This window comes from Bradyrhizobium sp. USDA 4503 (genome assembly GCF_054055815.1).
Map to the genome: position 1 here is coordinate 3,841,705 of NZ_JBSRXS010000001.1, position 15,124 is coordinate 3,856,828.

Consider the following 15,124-nt stretch of genomic DNA (forward strand, 5'->3'; position numbering starts at 1 on the left):
CCGCAGGATGATGACGGTACTCTTATTATAAGGCGACGCCGCGGTGGCCGAAACAGACCGTGCGATGTCCGTTCGGACTGTTGAGAGGCCGCCGGTTTCATGGGATGACAATTTGCAAACGCTTCGTCGGGAGTAACGCCATGACCTACCGTGCGCCGATCAACGATATCCTGCTGTCCCTCAATCACGGTGCGGGGCTCGCTGCCGCCGTGGAGGCCGGCCACTACGGCGATTTCGACGGCGACATCACCGCTGCGGTGTTGGAAGAAGCCGGCAAGTTCGCCTCCGATGTGCTGGCGCCGCTGAATCGTGTCGGCGACGAGCACGGCATCAAGCTCGACAACGGCAAGGTGACGACCGCGCCGGGCTGGCCCGACGCCTACCACCGCTGGACCGCCGCGGGCTGGAACGCGGTCTCAGGGCCGGAAGCATTCGGCGGCCAGGGCCTGCCGCTCGCGGTCAACGCCGCCTGCACCGAGATCTGGAGCGCGTCGAACGTCGCCTTCGGCCTCTGCCCGCTGCTGACGCTGTCGGCAATCGAGGCGCTCGATGCCCATGGCAGCGCCGAGCTGAAGAAGACCTATCTCGAGAAGCTGGTCACCGGCGAGTGGACCGGCACGATGCAGCTCACCGAGCCCAATGCCGGCTCCGACGTCGGCGCGCTGCGCACCCGCGCCGAACGCGCCCCCGACGGCACCTACCGCATCAAGGGCACCAAGATCTTCATCACCTATGGCGAGCACGACATGACCGACAACATCGTGCATTTCGTGCTTGCACGATTGCCCGATGCCCCCTCGGGCACCAAGGGAATCTCGCTATTCCTGGTTCCGAAATTCCTGGTCAATGCCGACGGCTCGCTCGGCGAGCGCAACGACATCCATGCCAGCGGCGTCGAGCACAAGCTCGGCATGCACGCCTCGCCGACCTGCACCATGACGATGGGCGATAAGGGCGGCGCGATCGGTTATCTGATCGGCGAGGAAAACCAGGGCATGCGCTGCATGTTCACGATGATGAACCAGGCCCGCCTCGGCGTCGGCCTCGAAGGCGTCGGCATTGCCGACCGCGCCTATCAGCAGGCGCTGGCCTATGCGCAGGAGCGAAGGCAAGGCAAGGCGATCGGCCACAAGGGCGACGGGATGGATCCGATCATCGTGCATCCCGACGTCAAGCGCATGCTGATGCAGATGCGCAGCATGACGGCGGCGGCGCGCACGATCTGCTACGCCACCGCGGTCGCGCTCGACGTTTCGGTGCGCGCCAGGGACGCCAAGGTGCGCGCCGAGGCCGCGGCCCGCGGCGCGCTGCTGACCCCGATCGCCAAGGCCTTCTCCACCGACATCGGCAACGAGGTCGCCTATCTCGGCGTGCAGATCCACGGCGGCATGGGCTTCATCGAGGAGACCGGCGCCGCGCAGCATTATCGCGACGCCCGCATCACCTCGATCTACGAGGGCACCAACGGCATCCAGTCGATCGACCTCGTCACCCGCAAGCTCGGCGCCAATGGCGGCGCCTCGGTCTGGGCGCTGCTGGACGAGCTCGCTGCCGTCATCAAGCAGGTCGAGACCTCCAACGATCCGGCGTTCGGCACCACGGGCGCCAAGCTGCGCGACGCGCACGCCGCGCTGGAGCGCACCAGCAAATGGCTGCTCGAGCGCCTCGCCTCGGCGCCGAACGAGGCACTGGCCGGCGCAACGCCCTATCTGCGGCTGTTCGCCGCAACGCTCGGCGGCTGCATGCTCGCCGGCGAAGCGCTGGCCGCCAAGGCGAACGGCGAAGCCGAGCCGCAGCGCTATGTCGCGCTGGCGCGCTTCTTCGCCGAGAACATCGCCGTGCAGGCGCCGTCGCTGGAAAAGACCGTGACCGAAAGCGCCGAGGCGGTGACCGGCGCGGATGCGGTGCTGGCGGGATAAGATACCTTCCACCGTCATTGCGAGGTCAGAGGGCCCAAAGCGCTGTGCTCGCCAAAGGCCCTCCTCGCTCGTTTGATGCACATGACGTGCCGCATCACAACTGTCGTCCCTGCGAAAGCAGGGACCCATAACCACAGCCTTCCGTTTTGAAACGAGCTGTGGCTCCAGCGTTGCAAACCAATCGGCACTTGTGGTTATGGGTCCCGGGTAGCGCTTCGCTTGCCCGGGACGACATCGAGTTTTGCGTCTACCGCCGAATCATACGTTTCGTCAGCGATCCGCGCGAAACGCGCGAAATTCCTCCGGGCCGTCGAGCAAGTCACGCTTGCGCGCGGCCTGATCGAACTGGCTGGCGGAATGATCTGCCATTGCGTTGATGGCCGTGCCGGCCAAGTTCTGCGCACGTCGCCGTTGATCGTCGTGCCTCGACCGAATATCCCGATCCACGGCTCGCCGACGACAGATCTCATCGGAGAGACGTTCCTGGAGGCATCCGTTGCCTCGATAAGATCGCTGCGTCATCTTGCACGATCCTTCCAGCAGGATCGGTACGGGCTAGGTCTCCCGTGTGCTGCCTGCTTGCTGTGGCGATTGTGGTGATTGCCTTGGCGCCGAAGGTTTGGACGCCGGGAATTTGGGTTTCCGCGGAGGCGCCGCGATCAATCCATCCCGTATCGCTTGCTTGCGGGCAAGCTTGCGGGCTCGCCGCACGGCCTCGGATTTCTCTCGAGCCCTTTTTTCCGATGGCTTTTCGAACGATCTGCGGCGCTTCATCTCTCTAAAGACGCCCTCGCGCTGCAACCTCTTCTTTAGAACTCGAAGCGCCTGGTCGATGTTGTTGTCCCTGACAAGAACTTGCAACGGATCACCTCTCTCGCGGTACAACGCACTTTGAATGAACAAGACCAGAGCCCGCTCTATCAATGACAGAGCGGGCCGCACTGCCATTCCAGTACATCCGTGGAACGGCAGCCGACCGACAACGTCGCGGAAGCTTCAGCCGCGGTGCTACAAGCACGCGTCCTCGCTTTCATCCGACGATGTCTTTGGAAAAAGGTCCTGGGACCGATCTACAAGGCTCAAGGCCAGTCGATCTAGTACAGTTATGCACTCATCTCAGCTATGCAAGACACAATCGCAGACCGTGAGAATTATATCCGACGGTTCAGCCACGGCGAGATCATGGCTGAACGGCGATGGCGGCTTGACCGCGAACGCGAAAAGCGGTTCCCCAAAAATCTCCATCGTTGCCGAGTAGCAAATTCGCTCCAACAGGCGCAGAGTACGGCGCTGCCGGACGACTGTTGAGCGCCGGCACCTGAGAGCCTGGGCAGCTCCCGCCACCAAAGGGAGCCGAAGATGGCAACCCGCTTCTATTTCGATATCCGCAACGGCGAGCAACTCTATGCCGACAAACAGGGCATCGAGCTACGCGACGAGGAAACTGCCGCGCACGAAGCGATGCAGTCATTGCTCAGCATAGCCAAGGAGAACCTGCCTTTGGATAAACACAGGCTGCTGGCGTTTGAGGTCCGGACGGACGAAGGGCCGCTGTTTCAGGTCAGTCTCAGTCTGGGTATCACAAGGTGCTAACTGCCGCGCTGCGCACCCAAACTCAAGAATCCAGCCGGCAACTGCGCCAAGCGATAGCCACCTCAAGCACGGGCCCGTCGCCGTCCCGGACCTCGATGGCAATCTGATGGAAATTGTGACCGCGAAAGGAATCCCGAATGACGTCGGCCAAGGCGCGCGCAGCCTCCTCCTGAACCGCACCGAAGTTGGACATCTCCATGCCCTCTTCGTCGATCGCCAGGCCGCCGCCGTCACGAAGATCGAAATAATAGCGCGTCATCGGCATGGTAATTTACCCCGGCTCTCGATTGTTCCTGCGAAGACCGGGGAATGTGGCCGGTGAGGACAGTGGCGCGCGAGCCGTCCGGGTGAGTCATGACCGCAAAAGCGAGAGAGTTCCTTGATTTCTGGATTGAAAACAGCGTCCACGCTGCCGAGCAATATGGAACGCCGGGTGCCTCGCAGGACGTTGCCGAGTTGGCGCGCCGGTGCATCGAGATGGCGGGACAGCAAGGCCTGACGGAACAGGATCTGCGTGATGCGGCCGGCGATATCACTGACTACATCAGGATCAGACTGAAGGCGGCGAACAGGAAGGAAGCCGATCGTCCCAAATAGTTCGGGCCACGGCCTGGCTTCGCGGCCTGAACTGGCGGCCGAGGCCGCGAAACAACAGGTCCGCTTCAGCAACGTATCAGCGACGGACTCGACGTGCGTGATTGCGCGGCTTAACGCACGATGCGCTTGACCCGTTTGGTTCTCTTGGCAGCCACAGATGCCGTGCCAGCGGGTGCAGAGCCAGCCTGCGCGGCGGCCGCCTCGGCGTCACGCGCTTCACGGAGAGCCCGCAGACGCACCATGTTCTTGCGCACGGCGATCGCATCGCGCTCGACTTCAGCGATTGCCTGCGCACCGGCCTCGGCGGCAAGCCGCTGGCGTTGGGCCTTGGCCAGGCGCTCGGCAGAGAGTTCTTCCGGCTTCTTGGCCATGAGCGAATGAGCCCTTTGAAAAGCAGCGAGACCCGCTCAACCCATCAGAGGATCGAGCGGGCCGCGGCTGTCATCCCAGTACATCCGTGGAATAACAGATCGATTCAAGCCAGCCGAAGATCTTCGGCGCTGGTCTTGCCACGCATCTTGTCGACCTTGAGTTCGAACGACAGCTTCTGGCCCTCGGCGAGACCGCCAAGTCCGGCCCGCTCGACAGCGCTGATGTGAACGAACACGTCATTCGTGCCATCATCGGGCTGAATGAAACCGAAGCCCTTCTGGCCATTGAACCACTTCACAGTACCTGTAGGCATTTGTCTTCTCCAAAGCGGACGCACGTGAATTCGCGCCTGGTTCCGCATCATCCTTCAACCGACGATGTTCTTTGGAAAAGGGCCGCTTTGACCATTCAACAAGGCACAACGGCAAATCGAACGCTGCAAGCATACACACTTAATCCGCTAGGGCAAGCTCGGAAGCGCCGTCGATGGGGGCGAGCGGAGCTTCACCGAGCTGCCGTTCCGATAAACCGAACCATGTTTCGCGTAAGGGCTTGCGCCGCCGCGCAACTCGGTGATCGGTGACGCGGACGCAAATCGCGATATTCAACCGCCCGAACTTTTCGCCTTGCGTGGAACTCGCTTGGCGCGCGTCTGAACACTTGCTTTTGCCGCTGCCGGTTCCGTCGGGCGCGTGATCGGAAACGTCTCCCGCATATGCGCTGCCAGCATTGCACAGTAATCGGTCGCGAAACGAGGCAACGGACGCCGCTTGTCCCATGAGATGGTCAGAGGCTCCTGCAACACGCGGCGCCTGTGCGTGAGACCAACAATCCTTAATTCGTAGCGCCAGCACTGAAGCTGGGAGGGAACGATCGCGACGCCGTGCCCCGCCTCGGCCAGTGCCAGCAAGGTGTGCGGACTGCGACTCTCGAACGTGATCTTCGGTTTCAGCCCCGCCATACGGCTTGCCGCATCGAAAGCACGCCGAAATCCGAACCCGCTGTCCAGCAGCAGCAACGGAAGTTCGGCGAGGTCAGCGATCTCGATTGTGCAACGGGGACCAAGCGGCATCGACGGATGACAAGCAGCCAGTAACTGTACGGATCCAAGCGGAAGGCTGCCGAAGTGCTGCTCGTTCAGTCTGACGGCGTGCAGCAAATTTTGGCCGAGGTGAACTTCCCCGCGTTCCAGCATCGCCAATATCTCGCTGCCCGTCCCCTCCCTGATCCTGATCTCGACCCTGGGATATCGCTCCGCGTACCGGTGGAGAAAATCTGACAGCACGCTCTCGATGTGTTGCGGCGAGCCGGCGATCCTCAAGACCCCGGTATCTCCTTGGCGAAGCAGCTGAGCCTGCTCTTTCAGCGAATTGACGCTGTTGAGCAGCAGACGGCAGCCCGCAATCAACTGCTCGCCTTCGCCAGTCAATAGAAGCCGGCGCCCGACGCGGTCGAAGAGCTGCAAGCCGAGCTCCCGTTCGAGACCGATGATTTGCCTGGACAGGGCGGGTTGCGCGACACGCAACCGCAATGCGGCCTTTGAGACGGTGCCGAGCTCGGCCACCGTCAAGAACGTGAGGGCCTGTTGAAGGTTCATGCCCGCTTATACCATTCGAGCATAAGATTCGAGAAAATATATGTATTGGACGTATTTCGAAGCCTCGTGAAGAGTCCTGTCAGGCTACGGCTTGCCGCACAGGCACGGCACCGGAGGAGGCTCCCATGAATTCTGGAGGCAAGATGGCTCTGGTCATGTTGAGTTGTACCGCTATCGGCGCTCTTGGCAGCGAAGCGCTGCATGGCGAAGCCAGGCCGCCCGCCTATTTGATCGGCCAAATCGAGGTCACCGATCCCGATGGCTATGCCAGGGAATATCTCCCGAAGGCGAAGGAGATCATCAGGGCACATGGCGGCAAGTTGATTGCGGCTGCCGGCGCGGCGGCAACCGGGTCGCAGGTCGTTGCCGTCGATGGAGATCCACCCAAGCGCGTCGTCGTCTACATGTATCCGAGCATGGAGGCGCTTTGGGCCTGGCGACACGATCCGGCCTACGTGCAGGTTCGGGCCGTCGGCGAGAAATACGCGAGGTACCACACATTTGCAGTTGAGGGCTCTGTCGCCAATTAGCGCTGACCACGCCGTCGATCGCTGCGACCTGCAACGTGTGCCACCTAGTTGCGAAACACCAGGCAGCGACCGCCGACTGCCTCCAACCGGGCGCACAGCTGGTTAGCTCGCTCACGGGTCGTCTCGGCGACCCGGAGCAGATACCAGGTGGCCGAGCCTGGCCCGGCCATGCGCGATCTCAGAACGAGCGGTGCGCGATCGCCGAGCACGGATGCAAATCGTTTCTGAAGTTGCTGGTAGTCGGCGAGTACGCGCGATTGCGACGGGCCGCCGGCCAATTGAAGTCCCCAGGGCCCCCACGCAGCTTGCTGCGCGATTGTCACAGACTCTCTTGGGCCCGCAGGAAGCGCCCGAACGAGCATGCCGCGCACGATGTCACCGCAGGCCATGGCCGCGTCGGTGTGGACCCGATCCTCAAGCGAACCCTGCGCCCATTCCTCGGCGGACCTGCCGGTGATGATCCTGACATAAGCGCGCGTTTCGCCCGGCAGGCTTCCACGTCCCGCCAACCAATCCTGAACCCGCCGTGGACCACCATTATAGGGGGCCGCCGCAAGGCCGAGATTGCCGAACTGCGCGCGCAGCTCGCGGAGCCAGCGCGCGGATTCCTGCAAGGCAGGCAATGGCTCGAACGGGTCGGCCAGACCGCGCCACCGCGCAGTACCGGGCATGAACTGGGCGATCCCCTGGGCACCGGCCGAACTGACCGAGTTGGGATCGAAATTGCTTTCCTGCCAGATCAGCCGGACGAAGAAATCCGGCGGCAAGCCGTTCTCCAATGCAGCCTCCTCCAACGCCTTGCAGTACTGCTGCGGCCCATCGAGCTTTGGACGCAAAGCTGTCGGCGCCGGCGACGGAACGGATGACGATTGCTGATCGGACGCCGACCGATCGGCCTCAGCGTTGCGCACTCCGGCGTTGCTATCCGGACGAGACGTTTCTGTTTGCGATGTTTGTGCCTGCGCCAGCTCTGCGCGCTGCGCGGAGGGCGTTACCGCTGGATTGCCGGGAGGTTGGGCGTTTGCGACGGGGACGAACAGCAGCAGGCAAGCCGAGCCGATAGCCGCTGGCAAAATCGATCGATGAACCCGCCGCGGCCCGAAAATCGACTGCATAAAGCGATCATCAAATTGGATGCATTCGCAGAATCATATCATCGGTGCCGACCGGGCGGCCAGAAAATTTGCTGCCTAGCGGTTGGACAGGCTTCCAACGATCGATGCGCGGCGGGACAGTTCGATCCAGTTGCCATCGGGATCGAGGATCATGGAGATCCGTGCGACCTCGCCGAGCGTCACCGGCGCAAGGCCTTCCCGCACGCCCTTGGCGCGCAACTCGTCATGCACGGCGTCGATGTCGGCGACCTGCAGCGTGATGTAGCGCCAGCCGCGCGCACCCCGAACCGGATCGATGGTTGCGGCGCGATCTTCCCTGAGCAGGATCAGACTGTCGCCGAGGCGAAACGCCGGACCATCAGACCATGACTGCTCGGTGAAGCCGAGGATGTCGCCGTAGAACCTGCGATGCGCGGCAAGGTCGCGCACCGCCATCGTGACGGCGATCTGGGTGATGCCGTCATGTCCGGGCGCAACCAGGCAAACGCTGTTGCCGTCGGGGTCGGCCATGCGTTGCGGTGCGTCGACGCCCGCGCGCGCAATGATCAGTTCGCGATAGCCGCTCGGCGCCGCATCCGGCAGCGGCTCGACATGATGGTTGAGCTTGATGACCGAACCTTGCGCGTCGTGCCGGTACTGCTTCTGCCCGCGGCGGATCGGCTGCACATGATCGAAGCGAAGTCCGGCCTCCTGCTGCCAGAACCGCAGCATCGGTTCGAGATCGTTGAAGGAAAGGCCGACGTCGATCACGTTCTTTGCCAGTTGCATCTGCTCCCGCCTTCGGATGAAGTGCACCACGATGGATTAGCTATGCGAGGATCAAGTCACCAACGCAAGCACCACGATCACTGTCGCGGGTCGGCCGGTGCACCTGCCTGAAACAGTCAATCCAGTGAGGACCGATATGCAAGCAGGCCTCGTTCAGACCTTTCGCGCTTTTGCGTACAATAATGCCTGGGCCAATCACCGCCTGCTCACGGCCTGCGCCGGTCTCAGCCAGGCGGAGTTCGCCGCCGCGCGGACCGGGTTCTTCCCGAGCCTGCAGGCGACGCTCAACCACATTCATGTCATCGATCTCTTCTACATTGATGCGCTCGAGGGCGGCTGGCTCGGGCCGAAGGCGTGGGCCAACGAGGTGCCCTACCCGTCAGTCGCCGCGCTGAAAGACGCCCAGCGCGCGATCGATCAGCGGTTGATCGTGCACTGCGATGCGCTAACGGCTGAGCGGCTCGATGATGTGGTGAAGATCAATCGCGACACGAGCGTGCAGACCGAGCGGCGCGACCGCCTCTTGATGCATCTGTTTCAGCACCAGATTCATCATCGCGGCCAGGCCCATGCGATGCTCTCGGAGACCACGGTGAAGCCGCCGCAGCTCGACGAATTCTTCGCCGCCGGCGAAGCCCCGCTCCGGGCAGCCGAGTTCAGGGATCTCGGCTGGAGCGAAGCCACCGTGTGGGGCGGCTGATGGTTCGCCCGCCATCGGCGATGCGGTTCCTGATCCGGAACGAGGTCTTGAAACCCGGCGCCTCCACGCTCACCTCTGATAAAACGTGGGGAACTCTATCCGATGCCATTCGCCAATCACCGGGGCCAGCGTATCCATTACACCGTCGAGGGATCCGGGCCGCTGATCGTGCTGCAGCACGGTCTCTTGCTCGACGCCGCGAGCTGGAAACAATGCGGCGTGGTCGACGCGCTTGCCGATCGCTTTCGCGTCGTCTGCGTCGATTCGCTCGGACATGGCCTGAGCGACAAGCCCGCCGATCCGGCGCTCTATAATCAGGCGCAGCGTGCCGGCGACATCGTCGCCGTGATCGACGATCTCGGCGACGAGCGCGCCCACGTGGTGGGACATTCGATGGGCGGCTGGGTCGCGGTCGGTGTCGCCCGGTTTTTCCCGGCACGGCTGGCGTCGCTGGCGATCGGCGGCTGGGACTTTCTCACCGGACTGCCGCGCGGCAACGCCGGCCCGCTGACCTATGGTGCCTTCATCACCTTTGCCCGCCGCACGGTGCCGGAGCTCGCCGAATGGGTGACGCCGGATCTCGAAGGCGGCGTGCGCGCCTGCTTCAATGCGCTCGGCCAGGTCGATGGCGCCAAGGACGCGGTCCTGTCCTCGCGCGTGCCGGTGCTGCTTTGGAACGGACAGGACGACGGGCCGCATGCGCCGATGCAGCGCTTCGCCGCGGAGAACGGCCTGCATGCGATGTCGGTGCCCGGCGATCACCTCGGCGCGCTGTTTCAGCACGGCGCCGCGATCGGCCGGGGCATCGGCTCGTTCGTCGGTCGCGGTTAGAGCGTTTAGGTAGAACAGCGCCCCCGACTCCGCTGTGCTCCCTCTCCCCGTTCTTCACCCGCTTGCGGGGCGAGGTGAAGCGTCCCGCGCTACGCCGGCTCCGGCATCCCTGCCAGCAACTTGTCGAGCGTGATCGGATAGTCGCGCACCCGCACGCCGGTCGCATTGTGGACCGCATTGGCGACCGCGGCGGCGACGCCGCAGATGCCGAGTTCGGCGACGCCCTTGGCCTTCATCGGCGATGAGATCGGATCGATCTCGTCGAGGAAGATCATCTCCTGATGCGGGATGTCGGCATGGACCGGCACCTCATAGGCAGCAAGGTCGTGATTGATGAACAGGCCATGACGCCTGTCGACGACGAGATCTTCCATCAGCGCCGCGCCGACACCCATGGTCATCGCGCCGATCACTTGGCTGCGCGCCGCCTTCGGATTGAGGATGCGGCCCGCCGCGCAGACCGCAAGCATCCGCCGCACCCGGATTTCAGCCGTGTCGGCGTCGACACCGACCTCGACGAAATGCGCGCCGAAGGTCGACTGCTGGTAGGTTTTCGCGAGATCGCCGTATTCGATGGCATCCTCCGCCACGAGGTCGCCGCCGCCGGCGGCCTGCGCCAGCGGCACGCTGCGATTGCCGGAGCGGACCACGCCGTCGGCAAACACCGCCTCCTCGGAATTGAAGCCGAGCTTCTGCGTAATGGCCTCGCGCAGCTTGGTGCAGGCGGCGTAGACACCGGCGGTGGAATTGTTGCCGCCCCACTGCCCGCCCGAGCCGCAGGACACCGGGAAGTCGGAATCGCCGAGCCGCACCGCGACCTTCTCGAGCGGCACGCCCATCATCTCGGCCGCGGTCTGCGCGATGATGGTGTAGGAGCCGGTGCCGATGTCGGTCATGTCGGTCTCGACGGTCACGATGCCGTTCTGGTCGAGACGAACGCGTGCCGCCGACTTGGTCACGAGATTGTTGCGGAACGCCGCGGCGACGCCCATTCCCACCAGCCAGCGCCCGTCACGGACGGCGCCGGGTTTCGGATTGCGCTTGTCCCAACCGAACCGCGCCGCGCCATCGCTCAGGCACTGCACCAGTTGCCGCTGCGAAAAGTGCCGCTCCGGATGCTCGGGGTCGACCTGGGTGTCGTTGCTAATGCGCAGCACGACCGGGTCGATGCCGAGCTTCTCGGCGAGTTCGTCGATCGCGATCTCGAGCGCCATCATGCCGGAGGCTTCTCCGGGCGCGCGCATCGCATTGCCCTCCGGCAGATCGAGCGCCGCAAGCCGCGTCGCCGTCATCCGGCTGGCGCCGGCATAAAGCAGCCGCGTCTGGCTCACCGCCATCTCGGGCTCGCCGTCCTTGACGTTGCCAGACCAGCTTTCGTGGCCGATCGCCGTGATCTTGCCGTCGCGCTCGGCGCCGATGCGGATGCGCTGGATCGTCGCCGGACGGTGTGTCGTGTTGTTGAACATCAGCGGACGTTGCAGCGCGACTTTGACCGGTCGGCCGGCCGCGCGGGCGCCGAGCGCGGCGAGCAATACCTCGGCGCGCAGGAACAGCTTGCCGCCGAAGCCGCCGCCGATATAGGGCGACACCAGACGGACATTCTCCTTGGCGATGCCGAGCGTCTTCGCCATATCCTCAGCGCCCCAGGCGATCATCTGGTTCGAGGTCCAGACCGTGAGCTTGTCGCCGTCCCAGGCCGCGATCGAAGCATGCGGCTCCATCATCGCGTGGCCCTGATCGGGCGTGGTGTAGGTGGCATCGAGTTGTACGGGCGCACCAGCGAAGGCGGCGGCGAAATCGCCGACGGCGGTATCGGCCGGGCCGCCGAATGAGGGGTGCGGCGTGACGCCCTTGTCCCGCTCCGCGGCGAGATCGAACTTGCCGTCGCCCTTGACGTAGTCGATCCGGACCAGCTGCGCCGCGGCCCGCGCCTGCTCGAAGGTCCCGGCGACGACGACGGCGACGGCCTGGTGATAATGCGCGATCTCCGGCCCGCCGAGCAGCGGCGCCGCATTGCGCTCTCCTTTGCCAAGCTTGCCGGCATTGTCCGCTGTGACGATGGCGAGCACGCCCGGCGCAGCCTTGGCCGCCTCGAGATCGATCGAACCGATCCGCCCCTTGCCGATCGCCGAACCGACCACGTAGCCATAGGCCTGGTTGGCCGCGACGTCGTGCCGCTCATAGGCGTAAGGCGCGGTGCCGGTGGTCTTCAGCGGCCCGTCGATCCGGCTGGTCGGGTGGCCGATCACCTTGAGCTGGTCGATCGGATTGAAGGTGGCGGGATGTTCAAAACGCATGATGTCAGGCCCTCTTCTTAAGCCCTGGATCTCAAGCCCTGGCCTCGCGCAGCACCGCCGCCAGCGTTCGCTCGGCGAGCGGCAGCTTGTACGCATTGTCCTTGGTCGGCTTGGCATCGGCGAACAGGCGCGCGGCGACGGCCTTGGCGCCGTCGGGCAATTCCGCCTCCGCCGCCTCGACGCGCCACGGCTTGTGCGCCACGCCGCCAAGCGCGACGCGGCCGGTGCCGTCGCGCTGCACGATCGCAGCAACCGAGACCAGCGCAAAGGCATAAGAGGCGCGGTCGCGCACCTTGCGATAGGCCTGCGCGCCGCCGACCGGTTTCGGCAGCACCACCGCGGTGATCAGCTCGCCCGACACCAGGCTGGTTTCGATCTCGGGGCTGTCGCCGGGCAGACGATGCAGCTCGGCGATCGGGATGCTGCGCGTGGTGCCGTCGGGCCGCACCGTCTCGACGACGGGCGTCGAGCGCGCGCATCGCCACCGCCATGTCGCTCGGATGGGTCGCGATGCAGGCGTCGCTCACACCGACCACCGCATGCTGGCGGCTGAAGCCGCCGATCGCGGCGCAGCCGCTGCCGGGCTTGCGCTTGTTGCAGGGCAGATTGGTGTCGTAGAAATAAGGACAGCGCGTCCGCTGCAGCAGATTGCCCGCGGTCGTCGCCTTGTTGCGTAATTGGCCGGAGGCACCGGCGAGCAGCGCGCGCGACAGCACGCCGTAGTCGCGCCGCACGCGTATATCGGCGGCGAGATCGGTGTTGCGCACCAGCGCGCCGATCCGCAAGCCGCCGTCCGCGGTCTCCTCGATGCGGTCGAGCGCCAGGTCGTTGACGTCGATCAGATGCGCCGGCGTCTCGATCTCGAGCTTCATCAGGTCGAGCAGATTCGTACCGCCGGCGATGAACTTGGCGTTCGCGGTGCCGGCGGCGGCTGCGGCCGCCGCGCCCGGCGAGGCGGCGCGCTCATAGCTGAATGATCTCATGCGCTCCTCCCGGCGACCTCGCTGATCGCCTCGGCGATGTTGGAATAGGCGCCGCAGCGGCAGATATTGCCGCTCATGCGCTCGCGGAGCTCGGCATTGGTCAGTCGCAGCGGCGCATTCAGATCCGCCGTGACATGGCTCGGGATGCCGGCCTTGACCTCGGCAAGCACGGCGACCGCCGAGCAGATCTGGCCGGGCGTGCAATAGCCGCACTGATAGCCATCATGCTCGACGAATGCCGCCTGCAGCGGATGCAGCTCGTCCGGCGTGCCGAGCCCCTCGATCGTCGTGATCTCGTCGCCCTGATGCATCACGGCGAGCGTCAGGCAGGAATTGATCCGCCGGCCGTCGACAATCACCGTGCAGGCGCCGCATTGGCCGTGGTCGCAGCCCTTCTTGGTGCCGGTCAGATGCAGGTGCTCGCGCAGGGCATCGAGCAGCGTGGTCCTGGTGTCGAGCTCGAGCTGGTGGGTTTCGCCGTTCACGTCAAAGGATACTCTCGTCATCACGGGCGCTCCGGTCGGGGCAGATTGGGCGGCCGCAGGCGGAGGCGTCGCGATCGACGACGCCGCAAGCGAGGCGGCTCCAACAATCAACAGATGGCGCCGCGATAGTTCCAAACGTCCGGAGATCTGCATGCCGCCGCTCTCCTCAAGTCAGCCGCACGCGGAACCACGACAACGACGTGTCGAGGTCTGTTCGGCCTGTCAGTAAAGGGGGGAATGCCGCGAACAGCGGAATGTTTCTCGCGGGGAAGTTAAACTCGTCGCGAGCGCCACGGGCGCGGCGGGCGGGCAGCATCGGCGCCATCGTGGCGCGGGCGGAAGGCAGCATCGCCGTGCGCCTCCGCGCCTACGACCAACGTCCCCTGCCCGGAATCGCAAGATTCCGATTATCTGCATTGCGCCGTTCTCATGCTCGCCCACGGGGAAAAGCGGCCCGGAACACGCCGGAGCTCTTGGGGCTTGCACGGGATCATGTAGGATGGCGGCACGACCTCCACCGGCGACGATGCCGGCCGACCCTGGGACCGCTCGATGACCGCGCATGTCATAGTGACCGACGAAGCCGCCACGCGCGTGATCCGGCTGCGCAGGCCCGAGAAGAAGAACGCGATCACCCAGGAGATGTTTCGCGCGATCAGCGACGCGATCGACAAGGCGCAGAACAATCCGAAGATCCGCTGCCTGATCATCACCGGCGGCTCCGGCGTGTTCACCGCGGGCAACGACATCGAGGACCTGCTCGCGCAGGGCACCTCGACCGGTGAGACGCCGCCGGCCTCTGACCTCGTCAAATTCCTGTATTCGCTGGCCCACAATGTGAAGCCGATCATCGCCGCCGTCGACGGCGTCGCGATGGGCATCGGCACCACCATGCTGTTTCACTGCGACTATGTGCTCGCCAGCAAGACCGCGCTGTTCTCGACGCCGTTCTCGAATTTCGGCCTGGTGCCGGAAGGCGCCTCGAGCCTGTTGATGCCGCGCATGATGGGCCACCAGCGTGCCTTCGCGATGCTGGTGATGGGCCGCACCATGTCGGCCGACGACGCCCGCGTCGCCGGCTTCGTCAATACCGTGGTGGCGCCGGGACATGCCGAGGTGGAGGCGCACAAGGTGGCGCGCGAGATCTGCGCGCTGCCGGCCGAGGCGGTGGCGATCTCGCGGCGCCTGATCCGGCTGCCGCCGGAGGACGTCACCCGCCGCATCGAGCAGGAGAACCATCTGTTCAGCGAACGGATGCGCTCCGAGGAAGCAGTCGAGGCGTTCAAGGCATTCATGGCTCGCCCGAAGGATTGAAACGAAGCGTCGCAAAATTGTAG

The 15,124-nt window shown here is 64.5% G+C and carries 18 protein-coding genes and 1 pseudogene; 7 read left to right on the top strand and 12 right to left on the bottom strand.

Annotated features, from left to right (window positions below; genetic code table 11):
- The first annotated feature begins 140 nt into the window (after positions 1–140).
- A complete protein-coding gene (locus tag ACVMIH_RS18655) occupies positions 141–1,919 on the top strand; it encodes an acyl-CoA dehydrogenase (protein ID WP_057015231.1) in 1,779 nt (592 codons plus the stop codon).
- A gap of 270 nt (positions 1,920–2,189) precedes the next feature.
- Here ACVMIH_RS18655 and ACVMIH_RS18660 read toward each other — a convergent pair whose 3' ends face one another.
- Both ACVMIH_RS18660 and rpsU read right to left on the bottom strand, forming a co-directional pair.
- Entirely contained in the window at positions 2,190–2,312 is a 123-nt protein-coding gene (locus ACVMIH_RS18660) for a hypothetical protein (protein ID WP_256520744.1), read from the bottom strand.
- A gap of 162 nt (positions 2,313–2,474) precedes the next feature.
- The gene (gene rpsU, locus ACVMIH_RS18665; protein ID WP_076829105.1) at positions 2,475–2,780 is read right to left on the bottom strand and encodes a 30S ribosomal protein S21; all 306 of its coding nucleotides are present in this window, start codon (positions 2,778–2,780) and stop codon (positions 2,475–2,477) included.
- A 498-nt stretch (positions 2,781–3,278) separates the two neighbouring features.
- On the opposite strand from rpsU, the gene ACVMIH_RS18670 reads away from it, so the two are divergent.
- Positions 3,279–3,512, top strand: coding sequence for a DUF6894 family protein (locus ACVMIH_RS18670; RefSeq protein WP_057015230.1), 234 nt, complete (start codon positions 3,279–3,281; stop codon positions 3,510–3,512).
- Positions 3,513–3,534: 22 nt separating this feature from the next.
- Here ACVMIH_RS18670 and ACVMIH_RS18675 read toward each other — a convergent pair whose 3' ends face one another.
- Positions 3,535–3,777, bottom strand: a complete 243-nt coding sequence (locus ACVMIH_RS18675; protein ID WP_082653668.1) for a DUF6894 family protein — start codon at positions 3,775–3,777, stop codon at positions 3,535–3,537.
- Positions 3,778–3,866: 89 nt separating this feature from the next.
- Here ACVMIH_RS18675 and ACVMIH_RS18680 point away from each other — a divergent pair, with 89 nt between their 5' ends.
- Positions 3,867–4,109, top strand: a complete 243-nt coding sequence (locus ACVMIH_RS18680; RefSeq protein WP_057015229.1) for a hypothetical protein — start codon at positions 3,867–3,869, stop codon at positions 4,107–4,109.
- A 110-nt stretch (positions 4,110–4,219) separates the two neighbouring features.
- Here the strand turns inward: ACVMIH_RS18680 and ACVMIH_RS18685 are convergent, their stop codons facing one another.
- The 3 genes from ACVMIH_RS18685 to ACVMIH_RS18695 form a co-directional block, all read right to left on the bottom strand.
- Positions 4,220–4,480: a hypothetical protein gene (locus ACVMIH_RS18685; RefSeq protein ID WP_057015228.1), complete on the bottom strand. Its 261-nt coding sequence runs from the start codon at positions 4,478–4,480 to the stop codon at positions 4,220–4,222.
- Between the two features lie 104 nt (positions 4,481–4,584).
- Entirely contained in the window at positions 4,585–4,794 is a 210-nt protein-coding gene (locus ACVMIH_RS18690) for a cold-shock protein (RefSeq protein ID WP_028339489.1), read from the bottom strand.
- A gap of 291 nt (positions 4,795–5,085) precedes the next feature.
- Complete coding sequence (locus ACVMIH_RS18695; protein WP_057015227.1) at positions 5,086–6,078, bottom strand: LysR family transcriptional regulator; 993 nt, start codon at positions 6,076–6,078, stop codon at positions 5,086–5,088.
- 125 nt (positions 6,079–6,203) lie between these two features.
- On the opposite strand from ACVMIH_RS18695, the gene ACVMIH_RS18700 reads away from it, so the two are divergent.
- On the top strand, positions 6,204–6,608 hold the full coding sequence (locus ACVMIH_RS18700; protein ID WP_229191173.1) for a DUF1330 domain-containing protein: 405 nt from the start codon (positions 6,204–6,206) through the stop codon (positions 6,606–6,608).
- Positions 6,609–6,652: 44 nt separating this feature from the next.
- Here ACVMIH_RS18700 and ACVMIH_RS18705 read toward each other — a convergent pair whose 3' ends face one another.
- Both ACVMIH_RS18705 and ACVMIH_RS18710 read right to left on the bottom strand, forming a co-directional pair.
- Positions 6,653–7,723 carry a lytic transglycosylase domain-containing protein gene (locus ACVMIH_RS18705; protein WP_456862901.1) on the bottom strand — a complete coding sequence of 357 codons (1,071 nt, stop codon included), beginning with the start codon at positions 7,721–7,723 and terminating at the stop codon, positions 6,653–6,655.
- Positions 7,724–7,798: 75 nt separating this feature from the next.
- Entirely contained in the window at positions 7,799–8,491 is a 693-nt protein-coding gene (locus ACVMIH_RS18710; RefSeq protein ID WP_057015224.1) for a VOC family protein, read from the bottom strand.
- A gap of 136 nt (positions 8,492–8,627) precedes the next feature.
- Between ACVMIH_RS18710 and ACVMIH_RS18715 the strand changes: the two genes are divergently transcribed.
- On the top strand, positions 8,628–9,191 hold the full coding sequence (locus ACVMIH_RS18715) for a DinB family protein (RefSeq protein WP_057015223.1): 564 nt from the start codon (positions 8,628–8,630) through the stop codon (positions 9,189–9,191).
- Between the two features lie 102 nt (positions 9,192–9,293).
- Positions 9,294–10,022: an alpha/beta fold hydrolase gene (locus ACVMIH_RS18720; protein WP_456815763.1), complete on the top strand. Its 729-nt coding sequence runs from the start codon at positions 9,294–9,296 to the stop codon at positions 10,020–10,022.
- Positions 10,023–10,111: 89 nt separating this feature from the next.
- On the opposite strand, the gene paoC is transcribed toward ACVMIH_RS18720, so the two are convergent.
- The 4 genes and pseudogenes from paoC to ACVMIH_RS18740 form a co-directional block, all read right to left on the bottom strand.
- Positions 10,112–12,319 carry an aldehyde oxidoreductase molybdenum-binding subunit PaoC gene (gene paoC, locus ACVMIH_RS18725; protein ID WP_456815762.1) on the bottom strand — a complete coding sequence of 736 codons (2,208 nt, stop codon included), beginning with the start codon at positions 12,317–12,319 and terminating at the stop codon, positions 10,112–10,114.
- 31 nt (positions 12,320–12,350) lie between these two features.
- Positions 12,351–13,302: pseudogene (locus ACVMIH_RS18730) on the bottom strand (FAD binding domain-containing protein).
- Entirely contained in the window at positions 13,299–13,940 is a 642-nt protein-coding gene (paoA, locus tag ACVMIH_RS18735; protein ID WP_076828978.1) for an aldehyde dehydrogenase iron-sulfur subunit PaoA, read from the bottom strand. Before paoA ends, ACVMIH_RS18730 begins: the two are co-directional and overlap by 4 nt.
- 13 nt (positions 13,941–13,953) lie before the next feature.
- Positions 13,954–14,136, bottom strand: coding sequence for a hypothetical protein (locus ACVMIH_RS18740; RefSeq protein ID WP_253640447.1), 183 nt, complete (start codon positions 14,134–14,136; stop codon positions 13,954–13,956).
- A gap of 203 nt (positions 14,137–14,339) precedes the next feature.
- Here ACVMIH_RS18740 and ACVMIH_RS18745 point away from each other — a divergent pair, with 203 nt between their 5' ends.
- Positions 14,340–15,101, top strand: coding sequence for a crotonase/enoyl-CoA hydratase family protein (locus ACVMIH_RS18745; protein ID WP_050387826.1), 762 nt, complete (start codon positions 14,340–14,342; stop codon positions 15,099–15,101).
- The last annotated feature ends 23 nt before the right edge of the window (positions 15,102–15,124 follow it).

Bases quoted from the DNA above. Each gene is read 5' to 3' on its own strand.
- ACVMIH_RS18720 (WP_456815763.1), top strand. From the start codon at position 9,294: ATGCCATTCGCCAATCACCGGGGCCAGCGTATCCATTACACCGTCGAG.
- paoC (WP_456815762.1), bottom strand. From the start codon at position 12,319: ATGCGTTTTGAACATCCCGCCACCTTCAATCCGATCGACCAGCTCAAG.
- paoA (WP_076828978.1), bottom strand. From the start codon at position 13,940: ATGCAGATCTCCGGACGTTTGGAACTATCGCGGCGCCATCTGTTGATT.
- ACVMIH_RS18710 (WP_057015224.1), bottom strand. From the start codon at position 8,491: ATGCAACTGGCAAAGAACGTGATCGACGTCGGCCTTTCCTTCAACGAT.
- ACVMIH_RS18680 (WP_057015229.1), top strand. From the start codon at position 3,867: ATGACCGCAAAAGCGAGAGAGTTCCTTGATTTCTGGATTGAAAACAGC.
- ACVMIH_RS18655 (WP_057015231.1), top strand. From the start codon at position 141: ATGACCTACCGTGCGCCGATCAACGATATCCTGCTGTCCCTCAATCAC.
- ACVMIH_RS18700 (WP_229191173.1), top strand. From the start codon at position 6,204: ATGAATTCTGGAGGCAAGATGGCTCTGGTCATGTTGAGTTGTACCGCT.
- ACVMIH_RS18685 (WP_057015228.1), bottom strand. From the start codon at position 4,480: ATGGCCAAGAAGCCGGAAGAACTCTCTGCCGAGCGCCTGGCCAAGGCC.
- ACVMIH_RS18705 (WP_456862901.1), bottom strand. From the start codon at position 7,723: ATGCAGTCGATTTTCGGGCCGCGGCGGGTTCATCGATCGATTTTGCCA.
- ACVMIH_RS18675 (WP_082653668.1), bottom strand. From the start codon at position 3,777: ATGCCGATGACGCGCTATTATTTCGATCTTCGTGACGGCGGCGGCCTG.
- ACVMIH_RS18715 (WP_057015223.1), top strand. From the start codon at position 8,628: ATGCAAGCAGGCCTCGTTCAGACCTTTCGCGCTTTTGCGTACAATAAT.
- ACVMIH_RS18670 (WP_057015230.1), top strand. From the start codon at position 3,279: ATGGCAACCCGCTTCTATTTCGATATCCGCAACGGCGAGCAACTCTAT.
- ACVMIH_RS18695 (WP_057015227.1), bottom strand. From the start codon at position 6,078: ATGAACCTTCAACAGGCCCTCACGTTCTTGACGGTGGCCGAGCTCGGC.
- ACVMIH_RS18745 (WP_050387826.1), top strand. From the start codon at position 14,340: ATGACCGCGCATGTCATAGTGACCGACGAAGCCGCCACGCGCGTGATC.
- ACVMIH_RS18740 (WP_253640447.1), bottom strand. From the start codon at position 14,136: ATGCTGCCTTCCGCCCGCGCCACGATGGCGCCGATGCTGCCCGCCCGC.
- ACVMIH_RS18690 (WP_028339489.1), bottom strand. From the start codon at position 4,794: ATGCCTACAGGTACTGTGAAGTGGTTCAATGGCCAGAAGGGCTTCGGT.